The 22635-nt window shown below is 66.1% G+C and carries 21 protein-coding genes and 1 tRNA gene; 12 read left to right on the forward strand and 10 right to left on the reverse strand.

Going from position 1 to position 22635, the window contains the following annotated elements; translation table 11 throughout:
- The first annotated feature begins 18 nt into the window (after positions 1 to 18).
- From recO to AC5Y4F_RS05575, 3 genes are read left to right on the forward strand one after another with little or no spacing between them, the layout of a single operon-like run.
- Positions 19 to 816, forward strand: a complete 798-nt coding sequence (gene recO, locus AC5Y4F_RS05565) for a DNA repair protein RecO (RefSeq protein WP_499995428.1) — start codon at positions 19 to 21, stop codon at positions 814 to 816.
- A complete protein-coding gene (locus AC5Y4F_RS05570; protein WP_082947611.1) occupies positions 809 to 1726 on the forward strand; it encodes a decaprenyl diphosphate synthase in 918 nt (305 codons plus the stop codon). The genes recO and AC5Y4F_RS05570 overlap by 8 nt, the downstream gene beginning before the upstream one ends.
- Positions 1726 to 2154 (forward strand): hypothetical protein, encoded by a 429-nt coding sequence (locus AC5Y4F_RS05575; protein ID WP_067934477.1) that lies wholly within the window; start codon positions 1726 to 1728, stop codon positions 2152 to 2154. Before AC5Y4F_RS05570 ends, AC5Y4F_RS05575 begins: the two co-directional genes overlap by 1 nt.
- A gap of 4 nt (positions 2155 to 2158) precedes the next feature.
- Here AC5Y4F_RS05575 and AC5Y4F_RS05580 read toward each other — a convergent pair whose 3' ends face one another.
- Positions 2159 to 2554, reverse strand: coding sequence for a Fur family transcriptional regulator (locus tag AC5Y4F_RS05580; protein WP_067934475.1), 396 nt, complete (start codon positions 2552 to 2554; stop codon positions 2159 to 2161).
- The gene (locus tag AC5Y4F_RS05585; RefSeq protein WP_197520561.1) at positions 2551 to 2979 is read right to left on the reverse strand and encodes an ArsR/SmtB family transcription factor; all 429 of its coding nucleotides are present in this window, start codon (positions 2977 to 2979) and stop codon (positions 2551 to 2553) included. The genes AC5Y4F_RS05580 and AC5Y4F_RS05585 overlap by 4 nt, the downstream gene beginning before the upstream one ends.
- 192 nt (positions 2980 to 3171) lie before the next feature.
- Here AC5Y4F_RS05585 and AC5Y4F_RS05590 point away from each other — a divergent pair, with 192 nt between their 5' ends.
- The 3 genes from AC5Y4F_RS05590 to AC5Y4F_RS05600 all read left to right on the forward strand — a co-directional run bounded on the left by AC5Y4F_RS05590 (position 3172) and on the right by AC5Y4F_RS05600 (position 6824).
- Entirely contained in the window at positions 3172 to 4563 is a 1392-nt protein-coding gene (locus AC5Y4F_RS05590; protein WP_499995789.1) for a glycine--tRNA ligase, read from the forward strand.
- 225 nt (positions 4564 to 4788) lie between these two features.
- Positions 4789 to 6027 carry a PPE family protein gene (locus tag AC5Y4F_RS05595; protein ID WP_499995791.1) on the forward strand — a complete coding sequence of 413 codons (1239 nt, stop codon included), beginning with the start codon at positions 4789 to 4791 and terminating at the stop codon, positions 6025 to 6027.
- Between the two features lie 575 nt (positions 6028 to 6602).
- Entirely contained in the window at positions 6603 to 6824 is a 222-nt protein-coding gene (locus tag AC5Y4F_RS05600; RefSeq protein ID WP_082947610.1) for a hypothetical protein, read from the forward strand.
- A gap of 48 nt (positions 6825 to 6872) precedes the next feature.
- Here AC5Y4F_RS05600 and AC5Y4F_RS05605 read toward each other — a convergent pair whose 3' ends face one another.
- Positions 6873 to 8861: a TPM domain-containing protein gene (locus AC5Y4F_RS05605; RefSeq protein WP_499995431.1), complete on the reverse strand. Its 1989-nt coding sequence runs from the start codon at positions 8859 to 8861 to the stop codon at positions 6873 to 6875.
- 144 nt (positions 8862 to 9005) lie between these two features.
- On the opposite strand from AC5Y4F_RS05605, the gene AC5Y4F_RS05610 reads away from it, so the two are divergent.
- The 3 genes from AC5Y4F_RS05610 to dnaG all read left to right on the forward strand — a co-directional run bounded on the left by AC5Y4F_RS05610 (position 9006) and on the right by dnaG (position 12941).
- Positions 9006 to 10271, forward strand: coding sequence for a deoxyguanosinetriphosphate triphosphohydrolase (locus AC5Y4F_RS05610; RefSeq protein ID WP_067934469.1), 1266 nt, complete (start codon positions 9006 to 9008; stop codon positions 10269 to 10271).
- A gap of 67 nt (positions 10272 to 10338) precedes the next feature.
- A complete protein-coding gene (gene sodC / locus AC5Y4F_RS05615) occupies positions 10339 to 10956 on the forward strand; it encodes a superoxide dismutase[Cu-Zn] (protein WP_082947609.1) in 618 nt (205 codons plus the stop codon).
- Positions 10957 to 10985: 29 nt separating this feature from the next.
- A complete protein-coding gene (dnaG, locus tag AC5Y4F_RS05620) occupies positions 10986 to 12941 on the forward strand; it encodes a DNA primase (RefSeq protein WP_067934467.1) in 1956 nt (651 codons plus the stop codon).
- Here dnaG and AC5Y4F_RS05625 read toward each other — a convergent pair.
- Positions 12925 to 13203: a hypothetical protein gene (locus AC5Y4F_RS05625; RefSeq protein ID WP_067934465.1), complete on the reverse strand. Its 279-nt coding sequence runs from the start codon at positions 13201 to 13203 to the stop codon at positions 12925 to 12927. The genes dnaG and AC5Y4F_RS05625 overlap by 17 nt on opposite strands.
- A 140-nt stretch (positions 13204 to 13343) precedes the next feature.
- Here AC5Y4F_RS05625 and AC5Y4F_RS05630 point away from each other — a divergent pair.
- A tRNA-Asn gene (locus tag AC5Y4F_RS05630) sits at positions 13344 to 13416 on the forward strand.
- 4 nt (positions 13417 to 13420) lie between these two features.
- Here the strand turns inward: AC5Y4F_RS05630 and AC5Y4F_RS05635 are convergent.
- From AC5Y4F_RS05635 to stf0, 6 genes are all read right to left on the reverse strand, one after another.
- Positions 13421 to 14797 carry an NtaA/DmoA family FMN-dependent monooxygenase gene (locus AC5Y4F_RS05635; protein ID WP_067934463.1) on the reverse strand — a complete coding sequence of 459 codons (1377 nt, stop codon included), beginning with the start codon at positions 14795 to 14797 and terminating at the stop codon, positions 13421 to 13423.
- A complete protein-coding gene (locus tag AC5Y4F_RS05640) occupies positions 14794 to 15915 on the reverse strand; it encodes an LLM class flavin-dependent oxidoreductase (protein WP_067934462.1) in 1122 nt (373 codons plus the stop codon). Before AC5Y4F_RS05640 ends, AC5Y4F_RS05635 begins: the two co-directional genes overlap by 4 nt.
- Complete coding sequence (locus AC5Y4F_RS05645; RefSeq protein ID WP_067934460.1) at positions 15912 to 17027, reverse strand: LLM class flavin-dependent oxidoreductase; 1116 nt, start codon at positions 17025 to 17027, stop codon at positions 15912 to 15914. Before AC5Y4F_RS05645 ends, AC5Y4F_RS05640 begins: the two co-directional genes overlap by 4 nt.
- A 219-nt stretch (positions 17028 to 17246) precedes the next feature.
- Positions 17247 to 17930: a serine O-acetyltransferase gene (gene cysE, locus AC5Y4F_RS05650; RefSeq protein WP_067934459.1), complete on the reverse strand. Its 684-nt coding sequence runs from the start codon at positions 17928 to 17930 to the stop codon at positions 17247 to 17249.
- Positions 17931 to 17932: 2 nt separating this feature from the next.
- On the reverse strand, positions 17933 to 18865 hold the full coding sequence (cysK, locus tag AC5Y4F_RS05655) for a cysteine synthase A (RefSeq protein WP_067934457.1): 933 nt from the start codon (positions 18863 to 18865) through the stop codon (positions 17933 to 17935).
- Positions 18866 to 19594: 729 nt separating this feature from the next.
- Complete coding sequence (stf0, locus tag AC5Y4F_RS05660; protein WP_499995437.1) at positions 19595 to 20398, reverse strand: trehalose 2-sulfotransferase; 804 nt, start codon at positions 20396 to 20398, stop codon at positions 19595 to 19597.
- Positions 20399 to 21048: 650 nt separating this feature from the next.
- Between stf0 and AC5Y4F_RS05665 the strand changes: the two genes are divergently transcribed.
- Positions 21049 to 21789 carry an MlaE family ABC transporter permease gene (locus AC5Y4F_RS05665; RefSeq protein ID WP_369829705.1) on the forward strand — a complete coding sequence of 247 codons (741 nt, stop codon included), beginning with the start codon at positions 21049 to 21051 and terminating at the stop codon, positions 21787 to 21789.
- Positions 21786 to 22634: an ABC transporter permease gene (locus tag AC5Y4F_RS05670; RefSeq protein WP_067934451.1), complete on the forward strand. Its 849-nt coding sequence runs from the start codon at positions 21786 to 21788 to the stop codon at positions 22632 to 22634. Before AC5Y4F_RS05665 ends, AC5Y4F_RS05670 begins: the two co-directional genes overlap by 4 nt.
- Position 22635: the final 1 nt, after the last annotated feature.

The following is a 22635-nucleotide window of genomic DNA, read 5'->3' on the forward strand; positions in this document are numbered from 1 at the left end:
GGGTGCAAAACTGTTGTGATGCGGCTATACCGAGACCGAGCTGTTGTGTTGCGCCAGCACAAGCTCGGCGAAGCCGACCGGATCGTCACCTTGCTTACTCGCGATCACGGGCTGGTCCGTGCGGTCGCCAAGGGCGTGCGCCGCACTCGCAGCAAATTCGGTGCGCGGCTGGAGCCGTTTGCACACATCGACGTGCAGCTGCATCCCGGCCGCAACCTCGACATCGTCATCCAGGTCGTCTCCATTGACGCGTTCGCCACCGACATCGTCAATGACTACGGCCGTTACACCTGCGGCTGCGCCATGCTGGAAACCGCCGAGCGCCTCGCCGGCGAGGAGCGGGCGCCCGCCCCGGCCCTGCACGGGCTCACGGTGAGTGCGTTGCGGGCGGTGGCCGACGGCCGGCGGTCCCGGGGCCTTTTGCTCGACGCCTACCTGCTGCGCGCAATGGGCATCGCCGGATGGGCGCCGGCGCTGGGAGATTGCGCCCGTTGCGCCACTCCCGGTCCCCATCGGGCATTCCACGTCGGTGCGGGCGGCAGCGTCTGCACACACTGCCGCCCGGCCGGTTCGACGACGCCACCACCGGGAGTGCTGGACCTGATGTCCGCGCTCCACGACGGCGATTGGGACTTCGCCGAAAAAACGCCGCAATCGCACCGCAACTACGTCAGCGGTCTGGTGGCCGCGCACCTGCAGTGGCATTTGGAGCGGCAGCTCAAAACGTTGCCGCTCGTGGAACGGACGTATCACGTCGATCGCACCATTGCCGAACAGCGCGCGGCGCTGATCGGGCAGGATATGGACTGTGGCTAAACTCTGGGCCGGCGGCTCTGGCCGAAAGGCCGAGCCCGCAAGGGCGTCAGCCGATTTCCCGCAGCTGCCCCCCGCACCCGACGACTATCCGGTGTTTCCCGACAAGTCGACCTGGCCGGTCGTCTTTCCGGAGCTGCCGCCGTCCGCCGACGGGGGGCCGTGCCGGCCACCACAGCACATCTCCAAGGCGGCCCCGCCCAGAATCGAGGCCGCCCGACTGCCCAATCATGTGGCCATCGTGATGGACGGTAACGGCCGCTGGGCGACCCAACAGGGGCTGACCCGCACCGACGGCCATAAGGCGGGCGAGGCGGTGGTGATCGACATCGTCTGCGGCGCAATCGAAATCGGCATCAAATGGCTCAGCCTCTACGCATTCTCCACGGAAAACTGGAAGCGTTCCCCCGAGGAGGTCCGCTTCCTGATGGGGTTCAACCGCGATGTGGTGCGCATGCGTCGGGTGAACCTGAAGACAATCGGGGTCAAGATCCGGTGGGTGGGCTCGCGGCCACGCTTGTGGCGTAGCGTGATCAATGAATTGGCGATCGCGGAGGACATGACCAAGGACAACGACGTGATCACCGTGAACTACTGCGTCAACTACGGCGGCCGCGCCGAAATCGCCGAGGCTACAAAGGAAATCGCGCGCTTGGCCGCCGCCGGCCGGCTGAATCCGGAGCGTATCAGCGAGTCGACGGTGACGCATCACCTGCAGCGGCCCGACATTCCCGATGTGGATTTGTTCCTGCGGACCTCGGGGGAGCATCGGTCCAGCAATTTCATGTTGTGGCAGGCGGCGTACGCCGAGTACGTCTTTCAGGACAAGCTGTGGCCCGACTACGACCGCCGCGACCTATGGGCGGCGTGTGAGGAATACGCTTCTCGCAACCGCAGATTCGGGAGTGCATAGTGCCGTCGCTACAGAAACGCCTGGCGTCGATACTCGGCGACGTCCTTTCGCTTGAGGAGGAGCCCGACGGCGCGGTCACCGTGCGCCACGACGGCACTATCGCCTCGCTGCGCGTGGTGACCATCGCCGAGGGCCTCGACCTGGTGTCGCTCACCCAGATCTTGGCGTGGGATCTGCCGCTGACCAAGAAGGTCAGCGAACAAGTCGCCGCGCAGGCCCGCGACAGCAATTTCGGCAGCGTAAACCTGATAGAGAAGATCAATGAGAAGGCCGTGCAACGTAATTCGGGCAAGGGCGCGTCGAAAACCGCCGACGTGATGCTGCGCTACAACTTCCCCGGCGGCGGCCTGACCGACGAAGCCTTGAGGACGCTGATCCTGTTGGTGCTGGACACCGGAGCGGGGATACGTCGGACGCTGACGGCGTAATCGGCTATCGGCCGTTGCAATCCGAACAGGTACCGAAGATTTCGATGGTGTGGCTGACATCCGAGAAGCCATGCTTGGCGGCCACTTCCGCGGCCCACTGCTCGACCTCGTGATCACCCACCTCGATGGTGGCGCCGCAGCCGCGGCAGACCAGGTGGTGATGATGGTGCTCGGAACACCTGCGGTAGACCGACTCGCCGGTGTCGGTGCGCAGCGTGTCGATCATCCCGGCCGCGGCCATCGACTGCAGCGTCCGGTAAACAGTTGTCAGGCCGATGTTCTCGCCGCGCCGGCGCAGCTCGTCATGCAGCTCTTGGGCCGAGCGAAATTCATCGAGCGTCTCCAGCAAGGTGGAGATCGCGGCACGCTGCCGGGTGGAGCGGACGCTGGTCCCGGTCATTGGCGCGGCTCCTCACCGGCGTGCGCGACGGCGTCCACCACGATGTGCGCGAGGTGATGGTCGGCGAGCCGATACAGCACTTCGCGACCGGATCGCTCCCCGGTGACGACCCCGGCCGCCTTGAGAATCTTCAGGTGCTGGCTGACCAGCGGCTGGGGCACGCCGAGCGCGTCCACCAGCTCGTGCACGCAGCGATGGGACTCGCGCAACTGCAACACGATCGCGATTCGCACGGGCGCGGCCAGCGCGCGCAACAACTCACCGGCGGCATCGAGGATGTCCCGCGGCGGCGGCACGGGATAGGCGGTTAGGCCGGAACGCCCGCCGGCGCCGAGCGGTTCGTGGTCGTGGGCGACCACGCCCAGGTCCGAGTCGCCGTCGTCGGCGGCGGGCATCGAGGCAGAAGGTGACGGGGACGTCATCATCGGAGCGGCATCACCTCGAGAAGTGCCAGGTAGTGGGAAAAGTATCCGCCATTGAATGTCGTTATCGGCTGCCATCCACTGTCACATGCATGATGACGCATGTCAAAGACCCCGGCGTCGATCGCTACCATGACTGATGCTCTGCGCACCGCGGTCTACCGCCGCGCGTGCCCGCCCAAACCCGGAGAGGGAGTGCACCACCCCGTGGCGTTTGTCATCGACACCGTAGTGAACCTCGCCAAACGGCGCGGCTTCGTCTTTCCCTCCGGCGAGATCTACGGCGGCACGCGATCGGCGTGGGATTACGGCCCGCTGGGCGTGGAGTTCAAGGAGAACATCAAACGGCAGTGGTGGCGCTCGGTGGTCACCGGACGCGAGGACGTCGTGGGCCTGGATTCATCGATCATCTTGCCGCGGCAAGTGTGGGTTGCCTCCGGGCATGTCGAGGTCTTCCATGACCCGCTGGTCGAGTCGTTGATCACCCACAAGCGCTATCGCGCCGACCATCTCATCGAGGCCTACGAAGCCAAACACGGGCATCCGCCGCCCAACGGCCTGGCCGACATCCGCGACCCAGAGACCGGCGAGCCGGGCCAGTGGACCGAGCCGCGCGAGTTCAACATGATGCTCAAGACCTACCTGGGTCCGATCGAGACCGAGGAGGGCCTGCACTATCTGCGCCCGGAGACCGCGCAGGGCATCTTCGTCAACTTCGCCAACGTGGTGACGACGGCCCGCAAGAAGCCGCCTTTCGGCATCGGCCAGATAGGCAAGAGTTTTCGCAACGAGATCACCCCGGGCAACTTCATTTTTCGGACCCGCGAGTTCGAACAGATGGAAATGGAGTTCTTCGTCGAGCCGTCGACGGCGAAGGAATGGCATCAGTACTGGATCGACACCCGGTTGCAGTGGTATGTCGAGCTTGGTATCAACCCCGAGAACTTGCGGTTGTTTGAACATCCGGCCGACAAGTTGTCGCACTATTCCGACCGCACCGTCGATATCGAGTACAAGTTCGGTTTCGCCGGTAACCCGTGGGGTGAGCTCGAAGGTGTCGCCAACCGGACCGATTTCGACTTGTCGACGCACGCCAAGCATTCCGGCGTCGACCTGTCGTTCTACGACCAGGTCACCGACACCCGATACACGCCGTATGTGATCGAGCCGGCCGCCGGCCTGACGCGGTCGTTCATGGCGTTCTTGATCGACGCCTATGTGGAGGACGAAGCCCCGAACGCCAAGGGCAAAATGGAGAAACGCACTGTTCTGCGTCTCGACCCGCGCCTGTCTCCGGTCAAGGCTGCGGTGCTTCCGCTGTCTCGCCACGCCGACTTGAGTCCCAAAGCGCGAGACTTGGCCGCCGAATTACGCAATTTCTGGAATATCGATTTTGATGACGCCGGTGCCATCGGACGGCGATATCGGCGCCAGGATGAGATTGGAACACCGTTTTGCGTGACGGTGGATTTCGACTCACTCGAGGACGACGCCGTTACGGTACGCCAGCGCGACGACATGTCCCAGGAACGGGTCCCGATGAATGCCGTCTCCGATTATCTGGCGGTGCGCCTCAAGGGCTGTTGATCGCGTACTTCCCGGGGTCCTTCCAGGCGTCGTAAAAGATTTTCTGCGCCGCTGTAGGGCCGCAGCTCTTCGTCGCGCATGTGGCGATACGTCGTCACAGAATTCGGCCTATCGCGTGCGGGTACCTTAAGATCCCGACTGCGGTATAAGTAGGTGACTAACGCCTCGGGTGAACGTTGAGCCGTCCGGGGCAGGAGCCGTTGACTCGGTCGGTTGGGGTTGCGATTGATTCCCGCATTTGTGTTCTTCCCTCCTGAGATCAACTCGGCCCTGATATTTGGCGGCCCGGGGTCCGGACCTCTGTTCGAGGCGGCCGCGGCCTGGGATGGGCTGGCAGTCGATCTGTCATCCTCGGCATCGTCTTTCGACACGGTGGTTTCGGATTTGGCCAGTGGCCCCTGGCTCGGGCCGTCGTCGGTATCGATGACCACGGCCGCGGCGCCCTACGTGGAATGGCTGCTCATTGCTGCGGCACAGGCTGAGGTCGCGGCCTTGCAGGCCCGGATGGCGGCCCTGGCTTTCGAGGAGGCGCTGGTGGCGACGGTGCCGCTGCCGGAGGTGCTGGCGAATCGGGCCCGGCTGCTCGTCTTGATCGCGACGAACTTTTTCGGCGTGAACACGGCGGCGATCGCGCAGACCGAGCTCGAGTATGTCGAGATGTGGGCGCAAGACGTGGCCGCGATGCTGGGCTATCAGGCCGGGGCTCAATCGATGGCGCAGGCATTGCCGAATTTCGGCGCGCCACCGGCGGCCCTGGGAGGTAGCGCGCAGTCTGCGGATCTGGCGGACCTGGGCGCATTGGCGGCCACACCCTTGAGTTTTGCGTCGCAGTTCTTCCAGGGGTTGTCGTCGCTGGGAACCGCTTTCGCCGCCCAGTTGCAGTCGGCGTTTTCTGCGCTCTCGCCGGCCGTCTCGTCGTTGACGTCAGTGCTCTCGTCGACGCCGGTGGCCGCATTGTCGACCGTCGCGCAGGCCGGAGCCTACCCGGCAACCGCGTTGATGACGCCGATGATGACGCTTGCCCAGAGTGCGGGCCCGGCGCCACCCGCGGCGCCCCCCGCATTGGCGCCCCCGGCGGCACCGGAATTGGTCGGCGCTGCCGGCGCGCAACCCAGTGCGCCCCAAAGCGCGGGTAGCGCGCTATCTGACCTGCCGCCGTTGGCTGGTGGGGGGTTGGGCACCCTGGGCGTTGCGACGGCCGGACTGGGCAGCGCGCGGTTCGTCGGGTCGATGTCGGTGCCCCCCGCGTGGCAAGGGTCGATGCCCGCTTACCTCACCGCTCCGGCATTGACCGGTGTGGACGCTGAGGCGTCGGCTGCGGCGGCAGCAACCGAGTCCGGTAGCGGCGCACCGATGGCGGCGATGCCGGTGGACGAGAAGAGTCCCGAGGGGGAGGACCGCGGGACCAGGGCACAGGTGGTGAGGTCTCGTCCCAAGGTGGTTCCACGCAACCGGCCGGGATAGTGCGGCGGGGCTGCTGGTGTAGACGTGCATATTGTGCAAAACAACCGAATTAACGCTTTCGGATATACGTACATGCGCGGCAACAACCGTTGTATGACGACGCACGAATTCATCTAATACGTGTCGTAAAAACCCGCCGCCGGTCCACTGGTTCACCGGGCGACCAGAGCCAGAACCGACTACCAGGTCGCTATGGACGGCCCGGTTCGGCTATTCGGAGACTGCCTCGATTACGGCCCTAAAGCCTTGGATACCAACGGGTCTGGGATCGGCTCCCCACTGCATAGCAGTGTCGGACGCCTGGCGTCGCCATGTGGATGGCGGCGCTCGGCTGCTGTCCTCGCGAAGCTGACAGCAGGGTTGCGCACCGTTGAGCATGTGCTCGATAAAAGTATCTTCGGCGATTCCCGCATATTTTCTTCAGTTTGTCTTACGATGTGAATCGGTAGGCGTGAATTCGATTCGCCACAGCATCCGAACGCTTTCGTCGGCTGTGGAAGGGGGCAGACGTGCTTTTGCCTCTCCGTTCGCCGTTGCCGGATGACACGGTGTCTGCGGTTCGAGGTGAGTCCGGCGTGCTCGGTGGGCTGTCGGTTCCCCTCAAGTGGGGCGTGGTCGTTCCGCCAGATGACTATGACCATTGGGCGCCGAACTCGGACGTCGGCGCCCAAGCTCCCGAGCAGACGGCCGACGAGCCCCGCCCGACGCAGGCCGCGGATGGTGCGCGAAGTGGGCGCGAAGGCGAGACGACGCCAAGGACCCCAGGCGTGATACCGCATTCCCCGGCAGCTGGTTGAGACCGCAGAAAACCCAAAGCCGCTGCGATCGCCGGGGTTACGCGCTGCTCAGAATCGGCCGCCGCCACCCATGAAACCGCCGCCGGACGAACTCGGGCTGCCGCCGAACGAGGTCGGGCTCCAACCGCCGAATCCGCCTCGCATGCCCCCGCTGAGGACGTTGCCGATGATGATCCCGCCGAGCATCGCACCCATGTCGCTGCCGCCGCGACCCATGTAGGCGCGCTGCGCCCGCTGCACGTCGTCGTTGGCCAGGGACTGCGCCGTGGCAGCCAGCGTCGATGCCGCATTGGCGTGCGCGATCGCCTCGGAGGGGAGGGTCGATCGCTTGTCCTGCGCGGCTTCCAGATGCCGTTTGGCTTCGGCCAGCCGGGTGCGAGCTTCGGGGCCGATGCTGCCCCGACGTGTATCGACGTAGTCCGACACCGCGCGCACTCGCGACTGCGCGGTGAACACCGCCTGCTCCAATGACCGGTTCAGCTGTTCGGCCGCGGCCTGCTCCTGGGCCAGCGTGGCCAGCAGGCCGTTGAGGGCGGCATCAGCCTTCGTCAGCTGCGCGAACTCGCTCAGCGGATCGTCGGAAGCACCGGCTCGTGCGCTTTCGACGGCCCTGATGGCGGCGTCGCGCGCCGCGACCAGATCACTGGTGTGGGCGGTTTTGAGTTTCGCTGTCTGCTGCAGCAGTTCGTGTGCGCGCGTGATGTCGTTCTGAATGTCGGTCATCGCCGACGGCAGCCGGTCGATGGCGTGCGCAATGTCGCCGGCCGCGTGGTCGATTGCGTCGAGCAGCGAGCGAGCTTGGCCCAGCGCTGACTCGGCGGCCCGGACGGCATCGACCAGACGGGTTTGCTCTCCGCTGACGGCTTGGGCGGCAAGCTCACGGGCGGTGCCGATGTTGCGGTCGGCGAACACCAGCCGCTCCTTGGCCGTCGTGACGTTGCCGGACACCGAAGTCAACGCGGCGGCACTGAAGTCGTTGTGCAGAGCGGCGAGTCGTTGTTCGGCCGGCGCGATGCGGGTGGTGAGTTCCACGTACTGCTGCGTCAGCGAGTCCAGGCGGGTGGGGGCGTTGATCACCAAATCGCGCAACTTCTCGAAGGCCTCGGTTTGCGACTCCAGTTCGCGGTCGGCGCGCGCCGCCGAGACGATCAGCCGGGTCAGCAGGTCGCGGCGCTGCGCCGGTGTCTCGGGTATCGCGTCGTCAAGTTGCTGCCGGATCGTGAATGCCTGGGACAGAGCCGCTTTGGCGTTCGTCACGGCCTGCGTGAATGGCTGGGTGCGGTCCTCGCCGAATTCGATGACGGCCAGGTCCAATTCATTCGCGCTGGTGCGGATCGCATTGTCGACGTCCACCACCAGTTCGCGGGAGAGGTCGTCGAGTGCCTGCGGCGGAACCTCCGCCAGCGCGTTCGCGTCGGTGGGATCGACTCGGCGTGCCGCGGCCAGCGCCGCGGCGCGACGGCGCCTGCCGCGATAATGCATGGCCAATAACAGGATCGCCAGCGCGATGAGGATGCCCGCCAATACGGCCAGCATGGCCACGCGGCCCCACGAGCTTGGCGAGGTGTCCAGCCCGTTGGCCGCCGCCACCGCGGCGCCGCTCCAGTCGCCGTTGTGCAGGGCGGGCTCGATCCTGTTGCGCCGCAACTTATCGACTTGATTTGCGTTGATGCTTTTGATCGTGGACGGCACCAGGAACGCATAGTCATGACTGACGGTGCCGACGGCCAGCAGCGCGTCGTAGTCGCCCAGGTCGCTGCTGCTCATGGTGCGTTGTGCCCATCCGGCCGCGGGGTGGCCGGAGAAGTTGTCGACGTAAACCACCCACAGCCGGATGTGGCGGTCGGTGTACAGCTTGTTCAGGGCGGCGTTGACCGCGCTGCGCCCGGAATCCGACAGCGCTCCGGCGTTGTCAGTGACGTAGTCGGCCAACCGGAATGGTGGTTGCGCGCCTGCGGACGGGGCCAGCAGCAACCCCCCGGTGAGGCCGACCGTGAGGATCGTCGCGATCGCGGCGATCAGGCGAGCGGTGCGCATAGGGCCAATCTAGCCCCGCCGCGATGCAGGCCAATAGGACCCGATGCCAAGCGCAGTGGTTGGGCACAACCCCGCCGCAACGCATCCCATTAGGCCTGAGTCGAGTCGGCCTCCGGCGGGCATTCCCTGGCAGACTGTGCGTCGGTGACCGGAAACCAGCACGACCCATACGACGACTTCGACCGGCAGCGACGGGTGGCCGAAGCGCCGAAGACTGCGGGTCTGCCGGGCACCGAGGGTCAGCACCGCACCGACTTCGCCCGCGATCGCGCGCGGGTTCTGCACAGCGCCGCGTTGCGCCGACTGGCCGATAAGACTCAGGTGGTCGGGCCGCGAGAAGGTGATACACCGCGCACTCGGCTGACTCACTCGCTCGAGGTGGCCCAGATCGGGCGGGGGATGGCGATCGGCCTGGGCTGCGACCTCGACCTGGTCGAGCTGGCGGGGCTGGCCCACGACATCGGCCACCCGCCCTACGGCCACAACGGTGAACGCGCCCTCGATGAGGTCGCAGCGGATTACGGGGGCTTCGAGGGCAACGCCCAGAACTTCCGAATTTTGACCAGCCTTGAGCCCAAAGTTCTTGATGCGCAAGGCAATAGCGCGGGGCTTAATCTGACTCGGGCATCGCTGGACGCGGTTACCAAGTATCCGTGGCCCCGCGGCGAAGGACAACGCAAGTTCGGGTTTTACGATGACGATCGCGAGCCGGCCACCTGGGTTAGAGCGGGTGCTCCGGAGGGCCGCATGTGCCTGGAAGCGCAGGTCATGGACTGGGCCGACGACGTGGCGTACTCGGTGCACGACGTCGAGGACGGTGTGGTGTCTCAACGCATCGACCTGCGGGTGCTCGGCGACGATGACGAGGCCGCCGCCTTGGCCGAGTTGGGCGAGACCGAATTCTCCCGGGTACGTGCCGATGACTTCATGGCGGCCGCGCGGCGGCTTTCCGCATTGCCGGTGGTCGCGGCCGTCGGCAAGTACGACGCCACGCTCGCGGCTTCGGTCGCGCTGAAACGGTTGACCAGTGAGTTGGTCGGCAGGTTCGCCTCGGCCGCCATCTCCACCACCCGCGCGGCGGCGGGTCCCGGACCGCTCGTGCGCTATCAGGCCGAACTGCGGGTTCCCGACCTGGTGCGTGCCGAGGTCGCCTTGCTGAAAATCTTGGCCCTGCAATTCATCATGTCCGATCCGCGGCATCAGGAAACCCAAGCCGGACAGCGTGAGCGCATCCACCGGGTGGCGCACTGGCTGTATGCGGGGGCGCCCCGAACGCTCGATCCGGTCTTTGCTGCGGCCTTTAACACCGCTGCCGATGACGGCGGCCGCTGGCGGGTCATCGTCGACCAGATCGCGTCGTACACCGAGGGTCGGCTCGAACGGATCGACGTGCGCCAAGCCGGGCGCTAGCCACCGGCGCGCTCCAAGTCGTCCGGTCCGGGAAAAAGCGGAGCCGCCGCGAGTTAGGCTCGCCGGCATGAAGACATTCAGCGGCTCGTCCTTTGTGGCCTCCTTCGTGATGGGACTTCCCGTCGTCGCCATGACAGCCTGCAGTTCACCGCAGCATGCGAGCACCCAGCCGGGCACCACCCCTCCGGTGAAGAGTGCCGGCCCGACGTCGTCCGGTGAGACCACGACCCCGGCCCCCGCAGGCGGGTCGCTCAGCGCGGAACTGAAGACGCCCGATGGTCGCTCGGCGGCCACCGCGACCTTCGACTTCACCGGCGGCTATGTGACCGTCACCGTGAAGTCGGTGGCGCCGGGCATCTTGACGCCCGGCATCCATGGCCTGCACGTGCACGAGATCGGCAAGTGCGAGCCGAACTCGGTGGCTCCCACCGGTGGTGCGCCCGGGAACTTCTTGTCCGCCGGCGGTCACTACCAGGCCCCCGGCCACACCGGTAAGCCGGAAAGCGGCGATCTGGCGTCGCTCGAGGTGCGTCAGGACGGCTCGGCGTACCTGGTGACGACCACCGATTCGTTCAACCGGGACGATCTGCTGGCGGGCAACAAGACCGCGCTGATGCTGCACGGCGCCCAGGACACCGAGAACGCGATGGATCGCGTCGCCTGCGGTGTCATCGGTACCGGCTAGCTTTCGCCGTCGCGCCTTAGACTGAGCCGATGTCGAGCCCGGTAGGTTCACGCGCGGAGGGCGATGGCCGTGCCCGGGGTCGCGGCCGGATTCCCGACCGCGATATCGCGGCCATCCGCGAACGGGTGCGCATCGATGAAGTCATCGGCGATTACGTCCAATTGCGGCGTGCCGGCGCCGATTCGCTCAAGGGCCTGTGCCCGTTCCACGACGAGAAGTCGCCGTCCTTTCACGTCCGCCCCAACCACGGCCACTTCCACTGCTTCGGCTGTGGCGAGGGTGGCGACGTGTACGCGTTCATCCAGAAGATCGAACACGTCAGTTTTGTCGAGGCCGTAGAACTGCTGGCCGACCGGATCGGCCACACCATCAATTACTCCGGCTCGGCCACCAGCGTCCAGCGCGACCGCGGTAGCCGCAGCCGGCTCGTCGCGGCCAACGCGGCGGCGGCGGAGTTCTATGCGGCGGCCCTGGAATCCGACGAGGCCGCACCCGCCCGCCAGTACCTGACAGAGCGGAACTTCGACGCCGACGCGGCCCGTCACTTCGGTTGCGGCTTCGCGCCGTCGGGCTGGGATTCGTTGACGAAGCATCTGGTGCGCAAGGGTTTTGAGTTCAAAGAACTGGAAGCGGCCGGCCTGTCTAGGCAGGGACGCCGCGGACCGATGGACCGCTTCCACCGCCGGTTGTTGTGGCCCATCCGGAGTTCGGCCGGCGAGGTGATCGGTTTCGGGGCCCGGCGGCTGTTCGACGACGATCCGATGGAAGCCAAGTACATCAACACCCCCGAGACGCTGCTGTACAAGAAGTCGAACGTGATGTTCGGCCTCGACTTGGCCAAACGCGACATTGCCAAGGGACACCAGGCCGTCGTCGTCGAGGGTTACACCGACGTGATGGCGATGCATTTGAGCGGCGTCACCACCGCGGTCGCCTCGTGCGGGACCGCGTTCGGCGACGAGCATCTGTCGATGCTGCGCCGACTGATGATGGACGACAGCTTCTTTCGCGGCGAACTGATCTACGTTTTCGACGGCGACGCGGCCGGACGGGCCGCCGCGCTCAAGGCGTTCGGCGGCGAGCAGAACCTGGCGGGACAGTCGTTTGTGGCCGTCGCGCCGGACGGCATGGATCCCTGCGATCTGCGGCTGAAATCCGGCGACGGCGCGCTACGCGATCTCGTCGCGCGGCGGACGCCGCTGTTCGAATTCGCGATCCGTTCAGCGATCGCCGAGATGGATCTGGACAGCGCCGAGGGCCGGGTTGCCGCGCTGCGCCGCTGTGTGCCGATGGTGGGCCAGATCAAGGACTCGACGCTGCGCGACGAGTACGCCCGCCAGCTTGCGGGATGGGTCGGCTGGGACGATGTCGCCCAGGTCATCGACCGGGTGCGCAGCCAGGCCAAAACCACCAACGCGCAAGCCCGCGGCGGTTCGGCGCCCAGAGCTTCCCGCCGCGCCGCCGAGTCGGCGCCCGCCGCGGCGCAGGCAGCCGTCGGCCGTCCGGACCCACGTGACCCCACGCTGTGGCCCCAACGGGAGGCGCTGAAGGCGGCCCTGCAGTACCCGGCGTTCGCGGGGCCGGTGTTCGACTCGCTGACCGTGGAAAGCTTCACGCATCCCGGCTACGCCGCCATCCGCGCGGCCATCGCGACCGCGGGCGGTACGTCGAGCGGGATTTCGGGCGGGCAGTGGATCGAGGCGGTGCGTGAGCATGCCTCGTCGCCCCTGACGGCCGGCCTGGCCAGCGAGCTGGGCGTGGAGGCCATCCAGGTCGACGAGGAGAAGCTGCCGCGATACATCGGCGGCGTGCTGGCCCGCCTGCAAGAGGTGTGGATGGGCCGGCAGATCGCCGAGGTGAAGTCGAAGCTGCAGCGCATGTCGCCGATCGAGCAGGGCGACGAGTACCACGCCCTGTTCGGCGACCTGGTGGCGATGGAGTCCTACCGGCGCAGCCTGTTGGAGCAGGCTAGCGGCGGCGATTAGACGGAGCCAGCGCGTCCTCGGCCGCGGCGTCGACGTCGCGTTCCACGACGGCCGTCTGGTCGTCGATCTCCGTCAGCGTGACAAAACCGGTGTCCGGGGAGATTCGATTGGCGACCTTACGGCGTCCCCCTTCGATCATTGACTTGGCCATTGGACTGCTGGTCAGCGCGCGATACGTGCCGACGAGCTGCTCGTACCGCCGACGCCCGGCCTTCGAGCCCAGCACGTAACCCAGTCCAAGCACCACGACATACCGGATCAAAACGTTCCTCCCGACGATCGATGGCTCCATCCTGCCTCACCGGCCGGCGACCCGCTGCGCCGCGCTCGCGTCCGGGGCCGGTCCCCGGTAGTTGGGTGCGCTCGTGCCAGTACGCTAGAGTCGTCCCGCGATCGGGTTAGTCCCCTGTAGCTCAATTGGCAGAGCATTCGGCTGTTAACCGAAGGGTTCCTGGTTCGAGTCCAGGCGGGGGAGCAACTCAGCCGACCGCGGCCCGATGTTCCGCCCGCCCCGGCGTGGGCACCAAGCCCAGATGCTCGCGCAACGTGTGGCCGCGGTATTCGGTGCGAAAGCTACCGCGCTCCTGTAATAGCGGCACCACCTTGTCGACGAACTCGTCGAGGCCGTGCGGCGTCAGGTGCGGCACCAGGATGAAGCCGTCGCAGGCATCCGACTGCACGTAGCGATCGATCTCGTCGGCCACCTGCCGCGGAGTCCCGACGAACTGCTGGCGGCTGGTCACTTCGATGATCAGCTGACGGATCGACAGGCCTTCGGCCGTCGCTCGCGCGCGCCACGTTTCGGCGACAGTCTTCGGATCGCCGTGCCGGACCCGCCCTCGGGTGATATTCGGGTTCTCGACGGGCTCGACGTCGGGAAGCGGCCCGTCGGGGTCGTAGGCCGAAAGGTCGCGTCCCCACACCTGCTCGAGGAACGCGATCGCGGTCGGGCCGCTCACCTGCTGCTCGCGGATATAGCGGGCGTTCTCCTGCGCCTCCGCGGGGGTGTCGCCGAGCGCGAATGTCGCGCCGGGCAGAACCTTGAGCTGGTCGGGGTCTCGCCCGTGGGCTGCGGCGCGGCTTTTCACGTCGGCGTAGTAGCGCTGGCCCGCTTCAAGCGACCCGTGCAACGTGAACAGGGCATCGGCATGCTTGGCGCCGAAGTCGCGGCCATCGTCGGAGTCACCGGCTTGCAGCAGCACCGGATGGCCTTGCGGCCCAGCGGGCAGCGAGGCTAGGCCGTGGACGTCGAATTGCGGACCCTTGTGGTCGACGCTTTCGATGCGGGACGGATCGGCATAGACTCCGGCATCGACGTCGGCGACCACCGCACCGGGTGCCCAGCTGTCCCAGAACCGCCGCGCCACGGTGATGAATTCCTCGGCCCTGCGGTACCGGTCGGCATGGGCGAGAAATCCGCCACGGCGGAAGTTCTCCCCGGTGAACGCATCCGAGGAGGTGACCATGTTCCAGGCCGCCCGCCCGTCGGAGAGGTGATCCAGCGTCGCGAATTGCCTTGCCACCTCGTAGGGTTCGTTGAATGTGGTGTTGATGGTACCGGCGAGGCCCAGGTTGCTGGTGACCGCGGCGAGCGCGGCCAGCACCGTGAAGGTGTCGGGCCTGCCGACCACGTCGAGGTCGTGAATCTTGCCGCGATGCTCACGCAGCCGCAGTCCTTCGGCCAGGAAGAAGAAGTCGAACAGTCCCCGTTCGGCTGACTTAGCCAGGTGCACAAAGGATTCGAATGCGATCTGGCTGCCTGCGCTCGGATCGGACCACACCGTGGTGTTGTTCACCCCGGGGAAGTGTGCACCCAGATGTATCTGCTTGCGGCGGCTTGCTTCTCGAATGATCATCCAGTCAATCCCCATCGTTTGGCGATCAGTTCGTGCGAGTGCAGCCGGTCGACGTGTCGATGCGTCACGGAGGTGATCACCAATTCGTCGGCCTCGGTGACCCGGCGCAGCAGCTCGAGCCGGTCGGCGACCTCGTCGGGGTTGCCGACGAATTGTGTTGCGGTGCGGTCGGCTACCAGCGCCTGCTCGTCCTCGGTCAACGGCTGGCAGAAGTCCGGATCGGGGTAGGGGATGGCACCCTGGCCGCTGCGGATGGAATGCACCCAGCGGCCGTAACCGGCTGCGAGGTGGCGTGCGGTCGCGCTGTCCTCGGCGACCACGACGTCGGCCGACACCACCACATATGGCTCGGACAGCCGGGCTGAGGGGCGGAATGCGTTGCGGTACGCGGTGATCGCGTCGATCGCAGTGCCGGGGGTGATGTGGTAGCTCGCGACAAACGGAAGCCCCCGGGCACCGGCCACCTCGGCGCTTTGGCCCTTAGTGCTGCCGAAGATCCACGGCGTCAGCTGGGCGTGCTCGCCCGGAACCGCGTGCAGTTCATGGCCATTGACGGTGTAGCTGCCGTCCAGCAGTGCTTGTATGTCGGCTAGCTGTTCGGCGAAGTCCGGGGGTCGCGCGCACGGTTGGGCGAGCACCGACGCCTGGGCCCGGATCCGGCCGCTTTTCATCAGTGGCGTCTGGTCGAAGGGCGTGGGGATAACAACGCCGGATACCTCACGCCAGGGCGCGGGCGCAGGTTCGGATGTGGCCGTTGACGACGTCGCCGCCTCTTGGCGCCGCTGCCCGGATCGACCCAGCCCCATGTCGATGCGACCCGGGTAGAGCGCATCGAGGATTCCGAAGCTTTCCACCACGGCAAGCGCCGTCGTGTGGCCGACCTGCACCGCGGCCGAGCCGACGTGGATTCGTTCTGTGGCCGCGGCGATTTGGCCGATCAATGTCACGGGTGACGAACTGGCCACCGCGACGAAGTGGTGCTCGGCGAGCCAGTAGCGCCGATAGCCCCAGCGTTCGGCGTGCTGGGCCAGGTCGATGCTGTTGCGCAGTGCCGTCGCCGCGTCGCTGCCGGCGCTGATGGGTGAGAGGTCGAGGATCGACAGGGGAGCGACGGTCATGAGGGCACCGTCGCGTAGCGGTTCGGTGCGGGCGCCAGACCCAGCCGTGCGCGCAGGGTCTCGCCGTCGCGGTACCCGGTGCGGAATCGCCCGGCGCGCTGCAGCCGCGGCACCAGGTCGTCGACGATGGCGGGCAGGTCGATGGCGTTGATCGCGGGCCGTAGCCGCACCCCGTCGACCCCGGCGTCCTGCCAGGAGAGCAAAAGCTCCGCCAAATCGCTTGTGGTGCCGATGAATACGTGTGCGTCGGACGAGATGGCCTGCGCCGGCGCCAAGGGATCGTCGGCGAGCGACACGACCAGGTCCGCATAGACACCGATCTCGCGTCCAGCAGCGCGCTGCGCGCTGCTGACCTCGGCCAGGATCGCTCGCACCGAGGCCTCGTCGTGCGGAGTGACGAACACCAGGTCGGCGTTGGCTGCGGCGAATTCGTAGTTGGTGTGTGCCAGCGCCGTCACCACCGGCTGGCCCTGGGGCGGCCGTGGGGTGATCGAGGGCCCCTTGACCGAGAAGTACTCTCCGGCGAAGTCGATGTAATGCAGCTTGTTGCGGTCGATGTAGCGACCGGTCGCGACGTCGCGGATGACGGCGTCGTCCTCCCAGCTGTCCCAGAGGCGACGCACCGCCTCGACGGCGTCGGCCGCTTCGTCGAACAGTGCGTGGCTTTCGGGGGCGGCCCGCCGGCCCAACAGCGCCGCTTCGTGCGCCGTCGGACTCACCCGCACCTGCCAGCCAGCCCGGCCATGCGAGATGTGGTCGAGTGTTGCAATCGCTTTCGACACGTGGAACGGCTCGGTATGCGTGACAGTCGCAACCGGAATCAAGCCGATGCTTCTAGTGGCCGGGGCGATCCGGGCGGCCACCAGCGTGGCATCGGCGCGTCCCGCTAGGCGCCGCGGGGAGATTTCGGCCCGACGCCCGGGCTGTGCGTCCAGGCTGTCGTCGATCGTCAGGAAGTCCAGCAGCCCACGCTCGGCGGTGCCGGCCAGTGCGGCCCAATAGCGCCCGCTGAGTTGGCCGCCACCCGTCGCGTCGTGCGCGAACGCGTATCGCCACGCTTGGGGATGCCAACCATAGCCGTCCAACCCAACCCCCAGATGTAGCTCGGTCATGAGCGGTCCTCGAGGCTGGCGCGGTCATGCGTCGTGGTCATAACTCACTGTGCAACGCCGCGGGCGGCAATGCATTCCATGCCCGGGTTATGTTCAGGATGAGTAATACTTCGCCGAGCTCAAGCCCGTGGAACGCGGTACACAGGGTTCGGTGCAGGGTGGCGAATACCGACGATCAGCGTGTGTTCAGCTGGGCTCCACGATCTTTCACATCTGTGGTCAGATGGAGAAATCCTCGCCGTGCCAGACACCGGCTTCAGGCGGCCTGATGACGTGATTGGTTTGAGCACCGTCCGCATGAGCTTCGAGTCTGGTCACCCGGGTCAGCAGCGACTGCAGGCTGACGCCGACGAGGTCGGGCATCATCCAGTCGTCCGGACTGCCTGGACGGCTGCGGCTGATGACCTGCCCGGGCACCCCGACGACCACCGAACTCGACGGAACCTCTTTGACCACCACGGCGTTGGCGCCGATGCGGCTGTCGTCACCGACTTTGATCGCGCCCAGAATCTTCGCTCCCGCCCCGATGGTCACCCGATCACCGATGGTGGGGTGTCGTTTGCCGGTGTCCCTGCCGCTGCCCCCGAGGGTGACGCCGTGGTAGAGCGTCACGTCCTCGCCCACCTCGGCGGTCTCACCGATCACCACGCCGGTCGCGTGGTCGATGAAAAGACCGGGCCCCAAGACGGCACCTGGATGAATCTCGACGCCGGTCAGAATCCGGGTGATTTCGGCGGTGATGCGCGCGGCCAGCTTTGCGCCGCGCTGCCACAGCCAGTGGTTGATGCGGTGGCACCAGATGGCGTGCACGCCTGGATAGGCAAAGATCACCTGCAGCGTGGTCGGAACGGCCGGATCGCGCTCCCTGGCCGCTCGGATGTCACGTCGGATGGCTTCGAGCACGGCTAATCGGCCAGGTCGGCGAACAATGGCGTGCTGAGGTACCGCTCGCCGAAGTCGGGTAGGACCACGACGACAAGCTTTCCTGCATTCTCGGGCCGGCGAGCCACCTGCAGCGCGGCCACCACCGCCGCGCCCGAAGAGATGCCGACCAACAGCCCCTCTTCTGCGGCCAATCGCCGGGCCAAGGTGATGGACTCCTCGTTGCCGACGGCGATCACCTCGTCGACCAGATCCATCGCGAGCACGGGCGGGACGAACCCGGCGCCGAGGCCCTGGATGGGGTGCGGCCCTTTCTGCCCGCCGGACAACACCGGCGACCCGGCCGGCTCCACTGCGACGAATTGTGTTGAGGGTTTGCGTTCCTTGATCACCTGCGCCACACCGGTGATGGTGCCGCCGGTGCCGACGCCGGCGACGAAGATATCGACTTTGCCGTCGGTGTCGCGCCACACTTCCTCCGCGGTAGTGGCGCGGTGGATCGCGGGGTTCGCCTTGTTCTCGAATTGCTGTGGCACGAAATACCGGTCGTCGCTTTTGGCCAGTTCCTCAGCCTTGGCGATAGCACCCGGCATGCCTTCGGAGCCCGGCGTCAACACAATCTCGGCGCCCAAGGCGCGCAACAACATTCGTCTTTCCACGCTCATGGTCTCGGGCATCGTCAGCACGCAACGGTACCCACGGGCCGCGGCCACCAACGCCAGGGCGATGCCGGTGTTGCCGCTCGTGGGCTCGAGAATGATGGTGTCAGGTTTGATCAAGCCCGCCTGCTCGGCCGCGTCGATCATCGCGACTCCGATGCGGTCCTTGACACTGTTGCCTGGGTTGAAGAATTCCAGCTTGGCGACGACGTCGGCGACCGCACCTTCGGTGACCCGGTTGAGCCGGACCAGCGGGGTGTTACCGATCAATTCCGTGACGTTCTCCGCGATGCTCATCTACCTATTGTCTCCAACGACGTAGGACCAGGCCTCGGCCTGCCAGCTAATACCGAACTCTATGTTCATCTCCGTGGGGATGGCCAGCGCGACCGGGGTCCGGCGTTGCGCCCCATCATCCAGCGCCATCCCTGGTGAGCAGGCGTCCGTGCAGATCGCTGACCGTTTCGCGGCGCCAAGAGCCCGGGAATCAACAACAACAACAGCAACAGCAACAACAGTCCACGGCGAGGCGGCGCGGCGGGACAAAGCGCGGCTGTACGCGGTGTTGCATGTCACCACTATAGCCATCGGACGTGAGCCATCGGACGTGGTCGGTCGTTCGGCTCAGCCCGGCGTCAGCCTTCTGGCCAGGACTTACTCCTTACTCCGCTCAACGAGCGGGCCCCCTTGCGGTGGGACAAAGCTCGTCCACCTGCTTGCCGGCGTCACGCGGGGCGGTCGCAATAAGGGGCACACCGACCAAGCGGGTGCGCCGGGGGCGCGTGCCGCCGAGGGAAAGCCGGCGTGTCGTCGGTTGTCCAGGCCGGACGCAAGCCGCTCGAGGTGAGTAAGGCCTGCCGCCGTGCCGAGCGCCGGCCGCGCCGGGCACTGAGATTCGAGTGCCCGCCCAGCCGGGCGAATAGCAAGACGCGGTTGGTGTGCTGAACCCTAGAGTCGTGCGCTCCAACCGAATACGGGTGGTGTCAGCAACACGATGCCGAGCGCGACGGTAGCGACCACGGTATATCAGGTTGGCAGGCCGTACTTCTCGGCGTCAACGCGGTAGCGGTCCACCCATTCGTCGGAGCGCTGGTCGGCCTGGCGTTCCAGCACCGGCTCGGGCGCCAGCTGCGGGTCCAGCCCCAGGGCCTCGAGAATGGATCCCACCACCTGAGTCAGGTTGCGCCACAACACCGGATACGAGATGTCCATGGGCTTGATGTCTTCTTCGGCGAACCAGTTCCGCCACCCCTCTTCTTGCGCGCGCAGCATGCTGACTACGTGGGCGATCGCCCCGGCGTGATAGGTGGCGCGCGCGTCGCGAACCGGATCGGGCCTGCCTCGCCAGACCCGAGTCTGCACCGCTCGCCAAAACGACACCGCCTGGGAAATCACATCGGGCCGGTAGACGTGAATCAGCAGCGGCTGCTCGCCCACGACATCGGTGATCGCCGCCAGCAGGCCCTCGCCACTTCGGTCGGGCAGGTTTTTGGCACGGTCCAACAGCAGTGGCGTCTGGTTCCACATCAGCTTGCCGCCCCACACCCCGTTCGGCGTGCGTCCGACCGTACGAATGTAGGAACGCCAGATCTCGGGTGGCGCCAGGTCCGGTGTCCCGACGTCCAGCGGGTCGAGCAGGCCCAGGATCGACTCGTCGTCGACGCCGGCGAACCACTCCCGAGGCTGGGGCGACTGGCTGGTGGTCGGGAGGTATTGGAAAAACTCCTGAGGCTCGCCGGCCACGCCGGTGGCGCGCAGCGACTCGACCAGCAGCGTGCTGCCGCTGCGCTGCGACGCCAACACCAGATATGACGACGGCCCACTTGTCACCGGCAGAGTCTATCCAGAACCGTCAATTCTTCATTCGTGGTAGCGCCATTACGGTCAGACTGAAGCAAACCCTTGCATCGAAGCGGACTTACCCGAACCGTGGCGATCGGCGACGACAGCCGAACGGGACGGTGGCCGTGGGTGCTCATCTGGTTTCGGAGGGGACGGAAGGCCGCGCATGCGGCGCATGCTGTGCTGCATGTAAAAGCGCTGCTTCGCGCAGTTTTTCGGGTGGGTACCCCGATTCTTCTGAATGGCGGCCCCACCGCCTGCGGGCGCCACCGGTCGGGCATCGGTCCGTCTGCCGGCCGCCACTGCGCGGGCCGCGGGGCCGGCCCGGCACCAACTGATCTCGCAGGCGAACTGCCTGGCCGATCGCTCTGGGCGATAGAAAGTCTGGCTGAGCATCAACGGACGCCGCCCACATTTCTTCTTGTTGATCGCAAACCTAACGCCGGGCATTGTTTTGCCCGTACATTCCCTCATCTAGTGCGCTCAAACAGACGCGGCGCATGTGAACAGTGCTGTTTGCTTTAGGGCCAGCGAATTACGAACGTATAAACGCTGTTACGAACATGGGGGTCGGGTTGAGTCAAAGACCGCCGTTGAGTTGGACAGGCAGCGTGACCGCGGCGACCCTCGCGCGGCCCATGAACGCGCTGGGCCAGTTCTTTCTGCTCAGCGCCGAGGCGTTGGTTGCGGCGGTGCGCGGGCCCTGGGCGTGGCGGGAAGTTCTCGAGCAGATTTGGTTTGTCGCCCGGGTTTCCATTTTTCCGACCATCATGTTGTCGATTCCGTACACGGTGCTCATCGTGTTCGTCCTCAACATTTTGCTCGTCGAGATCGGCGCGGGTGATCTCTCGGGTGCCGGTGCGGGGCTGGCCTCGGTGACCCAGGTCGGACCGGTTGTCACGGCGATGGTCGTCTCCGGTGCCGGGTCGACGGCCATGTGCGCGGATCTGGGTGCGCGCACCATCCGCGAGGAAATCGACGCGATGAAGGTGATCGGCGTCAATCCGGTTCAGGCGCTGGTGGTTCCGCGCATCATCGCCGCGACGTTCGTCGCCGTCCTGCTGTACTCCGTCGTGGCGGTGACCGGGCTGACCGGCAGCTACATCTTCGTGGTATTCGTCCAGCACGTCACACCCGGTGCGTTCATCGCCGGAATGACGTTGGTCACGGGGCTGCCGCAGGTGGTGATCTCGCTGATCAAGGCGACCCTGTTCGGGCTGTCGGCCGGCCTGATCGCCTGCTACAAGGGCTTGTCGGTGGGCGGTGGCCCGACCGGCGTCGGCAACGCGGTGAACGAGACCGTGGTCTTCTCGTTCATGGCCCTGTTCTTCATCAACATCCTGACCACCGCGCTGGGGGTGAAGGTGACGGCCAAATGACCGATGCCGCGCGCGAGCCGTCGTGGTTCGTCACCCTTGGCCCCCGGCTGACGGATTCCACCCGCAAGCTGGGCGAGCAGACCGTGTTCTACGGCCAATCCCTGACGGCCACCGTCGATGCGATACGGCGTTACCCGGGGGAACTGCTGCGGCTGATCGCCGAGATGGGTATGGGCACAGGCGCGTTGGCCGTCATCGGAGGCACGGTCGGGATCATCGGCTTTCTCACGCTGACCACCGGCGCCCTCGTCGCGGTGCAAGGATACGACACGCTGTCCAACATCGGCGTCGAAGCGCTGACGGGATTCCTTTCGGCGTTTTTGAACGTCCGGATGATCGCACCCTGCACCGCCGGCCTGGCGCTGGCCGCCACGATCGGTGCCGGAGCGACGGCGCAGCTGGGCGCGATGCGCATCAACGAGGAGATCGACGCGCTGGAAGTCATGGGCATCCGCGCGGTCACCTACCTGGCGTCCACCCGGATCATCGCCGGGATCCTGGTCGTCATTCCGCTCTACGCCGTCGCGGTTCTGATGTCGTTCATCGCTGCCAAGTTCCTCACGATCTACGTGTACGGACAGTCACGAGGCGTCTACGAGCATTACTTCGCAACCTTTTTGCGGCCCACCGACCTGTTCTGGTCATTTTTGGCGGCGCTGACCATGGCGGCCGGCGTGATGGTCGTTCATACCTATTACGGTTTCACCGCCACGGGTGGTCCGGCGGGGGTCGGGGAAGCGGTCGGGCGGTCGGTACGGTCATCCATGATCGTGACGGCGTTCGTGTGCCTGATGATTTCACTGTCCGTCTACGGGCAGTCCGGCAACTTCAACCTGTCGGGATGAC

The organism is Mycobacterium sp. NGS56, from assembly GCF_059812425.1.

Excerpts from the sequence above, each read along its gene's own strand:
- recO (WP_499995428.1), top strand. The coding sequence starts at position 19 with ATGCGGCTATACCGAGACCGAGCTGTTGTGTTGCGCCAGCACAAGCTC.
- AC5Y4F_RS05580 (WP_067934475.1), bottom strand. The coding sequence starts at position 2,554 with ATGACCGGGACCAGCGTCCGCTCCACCCGGCAGCGTGCCGCGATCTCC.
- AC5Y4F_RS05585 (WP_197520561.1), bottom strand. The coding sequence starts at position 2,979 with ATGATGACGTCCCCGTCACCTTCTGCCTCGATGCCCGCCGCCGACGAC.
- AC5Y4F_RS05605 (WP_499995431.1), bottom strand. The coding sequence starts at position 8,861 with ATGCGCACCGCTCGCCTGATCGCCGCGATCGCGACGATCCTCACGGTC.
- sodC (WP_082947609.1), top strand. The coding sequence starts at position 10,339 with ATGAAGACATTCAGCGGCTCGTCCTTTGTGGCCTCCTTCGTGATGGGA.
- dnaG (WP_067934467.1), top strand. The coding sequence starts at position 10,986 with ATGTCGAGCCCGGTAGGTTCACGCGCGGAGGGCGATGGCCGTGCCCGG.
- AC5Y4F_RS05635 (WP_067934463.1), bottom strand. The coding sequence starts at position 14,797 with ATGATCATTCGAGAAGCAAGCCGCCGCAAGCAGATACATCTGGGTGCA.
- AC5Y4F_RS05640 (WP_067934462.1), bottom strand. The coding sequence starts at position 15,915 with ATGACCGTCGCTCCCCTGTCGATCCTCGACCTCTCACCCATCAGCGCC.
- AC5Y4F_RS05645 (WP_067934460.1), bottom strand. The coding sequence starts at position 17,027 with ATGACCGAGCTACATCTGGGGGTTGGGTTGGACGGCTATGGTTGGCAT.
- cysK (WP_067934457.1), bottom strand. The coding sequence starts at position 18,865 with ATGAGCATCGCGGAGAACGTCACGGAATTGATCGGTAACACCCCGCTG.
- AC5Y4F_RS05665 (WP_369829705.1), top strand. The coding sequence starts at position 21,049 with ATGAACGCGCTGGGCCAGTTCTTTCTGCTCAGCGCCGAGGCGTTGGTT.
- AC5Y4F_RS05670 (WP_067934451.1), top strand. The coding sequence starts at position 21,786 with ATGACCGATGCCGCGCGCGAGCCGTCGTGGTTCGTCACCCTTGGCCCC.